This is a genomic window from Edaphobacter aggregans DSM 19364, assembly GCF_000745965.1.
Lineage (GTDB): Bacteria > Acidobacteriota > Terriglobia > Terriglobales > Acidobacteriaceae > Edaphobacter > Edaphobacter aggregans.
This window is the reverse complement of sequence record NZ_JQKI01000205.1, coordinates 1-7,055: the sequence shown is the minus strand read 5'-3', so window position 1 is coordinate 7,055 and position 7,055 is coordinate 1. Positions and strand designations below refer to the sequence as shown.

Annotated in this window: 6 protein-coding genes; 2 read left to right on the top strand and 4 right to left on the bottom strand. The window is 55.0% G+C overall.

Features of this window, described 5'->3' with window-relative positions:
- Nucleotides 1–379 precede the first annotated feature (379 nt).
- From Q363_RS29410 to Q363_RS47150, 3 genes are all read right to left on the bottom strand, one after another.
- Nucleotides 380–979: a TetR/AcrR family transcriptional regulator gene (locus Q363_RS29410; protein ID WP_051979510.1), complete on the bottom strand. Its 600-nt coding sequence runs from the start codon at nt 977–979 to the stop codon at nt 380–382.
- A 22-nt stretch (nt 980–1,001) separates the two neighbouring features.
- A complete protein-coding gene (locus Q363_RS29405) occupies nt 1,002–1,970 on the bottom strand; it encodes an SDR family NAD(P)-dependent oxidoreductase (protein ID WP_245632551.1) in 969 nt (322 codons plus the stop codon).
- 684 nt (nt 1,971–2,654) lie between these two features.
- Nucleotides 2,655–3,152, bottom strand: a complete 498-nt coding sequence (locus Q363_RS47150; RefSeq protein WP_035357808.1) for an RrF2 family transcriptional regulator — start codon at nt 3,150–3,152, stop codon at nt 2,655–2,657.
- 90 nt (nt 3,153–3,242) lie between these two features.
- On the opposite strand from Q363_RS47150, the gene Q363_RS29395 reads away from it, so the two are divergent.
- Nucleotides 3,243–3,995, top strand: coding sequence for an SDR family NAD(P)-dependent oxidoreductase (locus tag Q363_RS29395; protein WP_035357806.1), 753 nt, complete (start codon nt 3,243–3,245; stop codon nt 3,993–3,995).
- Between the two features lie 223 nt (nt 3,996–4,218).
- On the opposite strand, the gene Q363_RS29390 is transcribed toward Q363_RS29395, so the two are convergent.
- Nucleotides 4,219–6,729 (bottom strand): efflux RND transporter permease subunit, encoded by a 2,511-nt coding sequence (locus tag Q363_RS29390; RefSeq protein WP_051979509.1) that lies wholly within the window; start codon nt 6,727–6,729, stop codon nt 4,219–4,221.
- Nucleotides 6,730–6,847: 118 nt separating this feature from the next.
- On the opposite strand from Q363_RS29390, the gene Q363_RS29385 reads away from it, so the two are divergent.
- Nucleotides 6,848–7,055: transposase (locus Q363_RS29385; RefSeq protein ID WP_035357805.1), on the top strand; the 208-nt coding region annotated here is incomplete at its 3' end.

Genomic DNA, 7,055 nt, shown 5'->3' with positions numbered 1-7,055 from the left:
GGACCACTTCCCCCAAGGTCAAGTGTCATCCTTTCAGAGCCCGCGCACATCTTGATTTTCCCCTCCCAGTACAATCAGCTCTGAACTGAGCGGAGGGTAGGGCCATGCTGGGAAGCAACCTGAGCGCCGACTCAGTGGCCTCGACCGATACAGGGGGATGCTACGCATCCCCCTGTCGCTAACTGACCGATGAAACTCCCCTATCGGGAGAGGCACCAAAGCGCCAAATCCTGGGGGTGTGGGGGCAAAGCCCCCGCAAGCATGGGTCGCCGACCAAGACTGCCTTCTTAAGCAGGACGCCCTCTCATAATGCGTGCATTGGCCTGATATCACCAGCCAAGATTTTGCATCACGGATAATCAGTAAACAGAAGCCAACTCTACAGGATCGATAATTTAGTACCGGCAAACACTATGGACGCAACTACAGCGATTCGTTTTAGGGCCGGGCGAGTCTTTCCTGCTTTCGCCGCGATCCTCATTCCTGCCAGCGTGCTGTCAAAGAAATCGGCGAGACTCTCAATGTCTGTATGAGCATCGAGTTCGCCTTCCAGTTGAGCTCGTCTCAACGTGTCCATGAGTGTGTGGCGCTGTACCTTGGCCGCACTGCGGGTAATTTGCGTCACCTCTTCATCTCGCATCCCGAACTCACAGACGGCATTGATTCCCATGCAACCATCTGTACTGGAAAGATCTTTGCGCTCTGCGAAGTGGATTAGTGCTCTCCGGACAGCAGCAAGGGGTGACCCTGGGGTCTGGAGTTCCACATTGATGTCGCGAACGCTCTCCGCGACATAGACTTCGAGAGCCTTGAGAAAGAGGGCACGTTTGTCCCCGAAAGTGTCATACATGCTTTGTCTCCCAACATCCATCGCGTGCATCAGGTCGTCCGTTGATGTGGCGGCAAAGCCCTTTTGAGAGAAAACGGATATGGCACGATGAAGAGCTTTCTCTTGATCAAATTCCTTTGGTCGGGCCATATCCTTCTCTCCTCGCTTTCAATTATGCGATGTATCCGCCGTCGATTGTGAGGCTGGACCCTGTGATGAACCCGGCCTCATCGGAGGCGAGATACGAGACAAAACCTGCAATTTCTGACACATCTGCCATTCGCCCAAGCGGAACCAGGGTCTTCACCGCCTCGGCATATGGCGCACTCATGTCAGTCGCTGTCGGACCAGGCTGGACATTGTTGACGGTAATTGCCCGAGGTGCGAGATCGATGGCAGCTCCTCGTACCAATCCGGTGAGGGCAGCTTTGGTCATGCTGTAAACGCTTGCCCCAGGAAAAGCTGTGCGGACGGCAGTGTTACTGCCGATCAGGATGATCCGTCCTCCGTCCTTCATTTGCTCCGAGGCCGCTTGTATGCCGACAAATGCCGCTCGCACATTAATGTCCAGCATGCGATCGAGGTCTTCGAGGCTGTAGCTGCCGATGGTTCCCTGAATCAGGATTCCGGCATTGTTGACGAAAATATCCAGTTCGCCCAACTCTTTTACAACTTGATCCACGGCTGCACGAATGTCATCGGCAGAGGCGCTATCCGCTTTAATCGGGAGTGCCTTGCCTCCCGCAGCTTCGATTTCGCTTGCGAGCCGCTTCGCTTTTTCTTCCGAGTTGGAATAGGTAAATGCGACTACTGCGCGGTCTGATGCAAACCGCCTCACGATTCCTTCGCCAATTCCTCGCGAGCCACCTGCCACGAGAGCGACCTTGCCTGTAAATGATCGACCGTACTTTTCCGTCATGTCCGTCCTCCGTTTTGAGTGCAACCTGACATTTTGGATTATATTATCCATAAAAAGATTCAGATTTTCTCTGATCAGTCTGCTCGACTCCATATGTTCCAGGATTAGTAACGATACACTCGCATCCGGCAAGGAAAGATTCTCGGTTGATGCATAATTCGCCAAATCACTCACCGACAATGGGACGCGAGCCACATGGACGTGTATCGCCTTGTCGTACAAGTGGATTTGCGCCGACAGAGTCACTGAGAGCGGACCAAAAGCGGACAAAACATACCGATCAAAAATCTACTTCCAAGAAAGTAAAAGGGTTATTTGTCAGTTCCTCTAGGTCTGCAAAACCCCTATACGTGGGTTCGAATCCCACCCGCGCCTCCAAGTTATTTAATAGCAATGGCTTAGGTTCAACATCGAGGCTCAGAACCTTGGCTGTTCTGGCTTTGAGGCGGACCAAAGGCGGACCGCCAAATCCAATCATTTCAATTCGGACCGTGCTGTTACCGTTTGAGTCAGACCTCTCCGTTGTAGACCTTTCCCCACACGCGACCTGTCATGGTCAATGGAGTCAGAAATCGGAATTTGAAAAACGTCTTCTCATAAGGCGGCGCAGCTGCAATCGAACGAGATGGCCGGTCAGTTTTCCGGACAGCCGGTTATTCGGCCACTTGCCGAAGACATAGATCGATTCGAATAGCTCGATGGGTGACTCGGGCTATTCGCTATTCGAGGGTTGGAGCAGTGACTATCCCTAAGCTTCCGCGCTTGGGCAGCTCTCGTTGCGCTCCTCCCTTTCCATTCCTGCTGCACGAGAAGGATTGAAGGGCAAATTACTCATTGGGGTGAACCACTGATTCCCTGCCACACAAAGAAAGCATCCGGCCTCTTGCCGGACGGCTTTCGAAGGAGTCATGGATGGGGGTTGGATGGAAGGGCTTTTGTTCTGGAAGGGGCCCTACGCTTAGGTGCAGATGTCTCTCGGTCCACAGCGCGCATCGTCTGAAGACTGGAGGCGAGCGTCTTCGAAGACAGTGAGACGAGCATGGCCGTCACCGCATCTGAGGTAAGCTTTGCAAAAAAATCGTCCATGTGGGTACTGACGATGCAACGGTGAGGAATATCCTTGCGAGCTGACCACAGAGGTCCACCTTGCATGACGCTCCTATATATTTCGGCCAGCGTGATCTCAGATGCGGGTCTAGCCAGGCGAACTCCGCCGCTTCTGCCTGCCACGCCGGTGACAAGCCCATCTTTTGCTAATTGCGCCAATAGCTTTCTGACCAAGCTGGCCACCGATCCCACCCCGGCAGCAAGTTGTGAGGATGTGAGCATAGGCACGCCCTCCTCGTGCGCGAGGGCCAAACTCAACATGATCTGAAGCGCAGTGGGAAACCGAACGTCCGTCATAAACAGTATCCATTATAGTTGCAGTTTCCGCGTTTATATGTTCTTATGAAAAATACAATTTAGCGCTTGGCGCAGGAATAGGAGCAGGAGATGGGAACACTGGCAGGGAAAGTGGCACTTGTGACCGGGGGTAGCAGCGGGATCGGGCTGGCGTCGGCGGAAGAACTGATTCGAGAAGGCGCTTTTGTCTACATCACAGGGAGGAAGAAAGCTGAACTGGATGCTGCAGCCAATCGGCTCGGGGAGCGGTGCGTGAGCATCCAGGCCGACATATCCAAGATGGAAGACATCGATAGGATCTATAAGAAGATCGCGGGTGATGGGAAAACGCTGGACGTGCTCTTTGCCAATGCTGGCGGTGGCTCGTTTGCACCGCTTGGAAGTGTCACTGAAGAGCAATATGACGCGACATTCACAACCAATGTGAAAGGCACACTGTTTACAGTCCAGAAGTCTCTCCCCCACCTCAATGACGGCAGTTCCATCATCCTGAACGCTTCCATCGCTTCCGTGAAAGGCATACCTGGCTTGAGCGTCTATAGCGCTGCCAAGGCTGCGTTGAGATCGTTTGCGCGTGTTTGGATGATGGACCTCCGGGAGCGCAGAATCCGCGTAAATGTCATCAGCCCCGGCCCCATCGACACACCGGGATTTCGTGCCGCAGCAGGCTCCACACCGGAGGATCTGCAGCGATTCGTCGAGACTCAGGCCAGCGGCGTACCGTCAGGCCGAATTGGAGAGGCCTGGGAGATTGCCCGTACTATTGTCTTTTTGGCTGGCAAGGATTCAGCATTTATCAACGGGATAGAACTGTTTGTCGATGGCGGCGTGACCCAGAACTAGACGAGCTACAGTGAAGGCCGGCGGCGCAGTTAAATGTCGTCGCCGGCTAAGTGTTCACGCACTGCTGGGGTGACTCTCCAAGTATTTGATCTTATGCTCGTAGCGGGCTTTGCGATCCGGCCGGCATAGATCTATGTTCTTCCAGTTGCGGATCCGCGGCATTAGTCTAGCTCGATGCCAAGCATAGCGTCAGATCCTCTGTGCTGCGCTTCGAAGAGAAGAGTTATTTTTCATCTGATTGTCTTTCGAACCGGCCATACCGCAGAGCAAGCGTTGGCAGCACCAGCAGGTTGAGTGCAGTCGACGTCATCAATCCTCCAAGAATGACGATGGCCAGCGGGCCTTCAATCTCCTGACCTGGTGAGCTGCTTCCGATCGCGAGTGGCAGCAGTCCGAGTGCGGTCACTAACGCCGTCATAAGAATGGGGGCAAGCCGCTCCGATGCCCCACGGACCGCCGTTGGATATCCCCATTCCATGCCTTCTACTCCGACCAGGTGTTCGTAGTGCGAGATCAGCATGATGGAGTTGCGGAGCGTGATTCCGAAGAGCGTAACAAAGCCAACCATTGCGCCGAGGGAGAGCATGCCGCCTCCCGCAAATACCGCAAGAACGCCGCCGACCAGAGCAAATGGAAGATTGACGAGAACGAGGAGAAGATTGCGCCGGTTCGTAAGTACGATGGACAGCAGCAGCACGATACCCAGTCCAGCTAACCCGGAATGAACCAGGAGATCACGGCGTGACTGGGCCTGAGCTTCGGCTGTGCCGCCGAATTGAACGTAGTTGCCGGGGGCAAGCTGGACCTTGGCAGCAATCTGCTTCTGAGCCTTCTGGACGAAAGCATCGACATTTCCGCCGGCTACGTTGAGGGTGATGGTCTGAACCCGGCGCGCCCCGTCATGGAGAATCACATACCGCCCGGATGTTTCATAGACATTCGCGAGTTGTCCGAGGGGAATGTAAACACCTTCCGGATTCTTGACAGGCAAAGCAGAGATGGAATCCACGCGAGTCCGGGCATCCGGCGGCAAAATCACCGTTACCGGAAAGACACGATTCCCCTCGTAGACGTCCGCAACCTTTTCACCTTCGTAAGCGGTATGAACATCGTTGAGAACGCTGACCGGATCGAAGCCCCAATGCAACAGTTCCGGCGTGCGCAGCGCCACCGCGACCTGCGGTGTCCCAGGTGGAGACTGCATCTGTACCTCCGTCGCCCCGGGTACGCTCACGAGTACACGTGCTACTTGTTGCGCTTCGCGGTCTAACTGATCGAGATCGGGACCATAGATGTTCACAACAACTGAGGCGGTATAGCCCGACAGGGTTTCCTGAATGCGTTCCGTCAGAAAAGTCATCATAGAAGAAGAGAGTCCCGAAAACTGTGCCAGGGTCTTGCGGATCTCTGCCTGTGCGTCCACTTCCTCTTCTCCACCCATCGGCTTGAGGTCGATCTCCACTTCGCTGTAGTGCGGTCCCCATGTATCGTCGGACAGTTCCGCGCGCCCGACTCGTTGCGCGACCGTCCTAACAGACGGCAACTTCAACAGCGCAGCGGAAACCTCTCGGCCTATTCGTAGCGACTCATCGAGTGAAGTACCCGGCACTGTCTGCATGTGCAGGATGTAATGGCCCTCGTGCAACTCGGGAAGAAAGCTCTTGCTGAAGAAGGGCAAAGCGGCAATGCCGCAAACCGTGGCGACAGCCACGCCTCCGATGACCAGGCCGGGGACACGCTCTATCCGCTCAAGCAGGAAAACATAGCGCGCCTTCAGCCAATGGACAAAGGGAGGCTCATCCCTGCGAGGTGGACGATTGCCAAAGATCAGCATGGACAATGCCGGTGTTACCGTAAGCGCGACCAAGAGCGATGCCAGGATCGAGAGAATATAGGCAACACCGAGAGGGGCAAACAATCTTCCCGCGATGCCTGAGAGAGTCAGAATAGGCGTAAAGATGAGCGCCACGGCAAAGGTAGCGTAGACCACAGCGCTCCTGACCTCGATGGAGGCGTCGAGCACAACCTGGAATGCTGACCGTGGTCTTTCCAGAGCAGCGTTCTCGCGCAATCTGCGGAGGATGTTTTCAACGTCGATCACGGCGTCGTCCACGACTTCACCGATCGCGATGGCGAGACCACCGAGTGTCATCGTGTTGAGGGTGAACCCCATCCAATCCATGACAGCCACAGCGGCGAGCAGTGAGAGTGGAATAGCGGCACAGGATATGGCTGCGGTACGAATGTCGAAGAGGAACAAGAAGAGAACGACGATGACGAGCACGGAGCCGAGCAGGAGAGAGTTTCGGATGTTGTGAGTGGCGGTCGTAATGAAGTTTGCCGGCCTGAAGAGATCGGGCCGCATCTCGATTCCTTCTTTGTGAAGTACAGGCTCGACTTCCTGTAGGGCTCTCTCTACCTGGTTGGTCACGTCCAGTGTGTTCGTTCCATACTGCGCGGAAACAACCAGGACTACGCCTGTCGTTCCCTCGACCGAAGCTGCGCCAAACGGCGGCGCAGCACCCTCTCGAACGTCAGCTACTTGTCCAAGAGTGACGTTGGCGCCACTCTGTCGTACCAGCACTGTAGAGGCAATCTGTTCCGGGGTCAGGGATTGTCCTTCTGATTGCAGGATGAGCCGTTGATTGCGGTTTTCGATGAAGCCAGCGCCTTGTATGCCCGTGGCCTTCTGTGCGGCGGCGATCACCTCGTTGAGCGAAAGATTGAACTGCACTAGCCCGAATAATTCTTGAAGGTTGAAGAAGCGAAAGCTCCGGACATGTTGTCAAGACAGTGTTTAAATAAGCCAAAGAGGCCTATGCGTGTCAGACAATAGCACGACAGAGTGTTTGTTGTTCGCTGAGATTTTTTCCAAGCCGGTCGTGGTGCAGTTCGATCAGCGGCAGGGCAGTTCCGATGGCGGCGCCATCCTGTTGAAGGCGGCCGAGCGAGGCTACGGCTTGATCGGCGGCTTGGCCGGGTGCCTGGAAGACAAGCGGCAAGCTGGGAAGATCGAACATTCGTTGCGCGAGTTGCTGGCGCAGCGTGTATTCTCGATTG

Coding starts and splice junctions, on each gene's coding strand:
- Q363_RS47150 (WP_035357808.1), bottom strand. CDS start 3,152: ATGACGGACGTTCGGTTTCCCACTGCGCTTCAGATCATGTTGAGTTTG.
- Q363_RS29395 (WP_035357806.1), top strand. CDS start 3,243: ATGGGAACACTGGCAGGGAAAGTGGCACTTGTGACCGGGGGTAGCAGC.
- Q363_RS29410 (WP_051979510.1), bottom strand. CDS start 979: ATGGCCCGACCAAAGGAATTTGATCAAGAGAAAGCTCTTCATCGTGCC.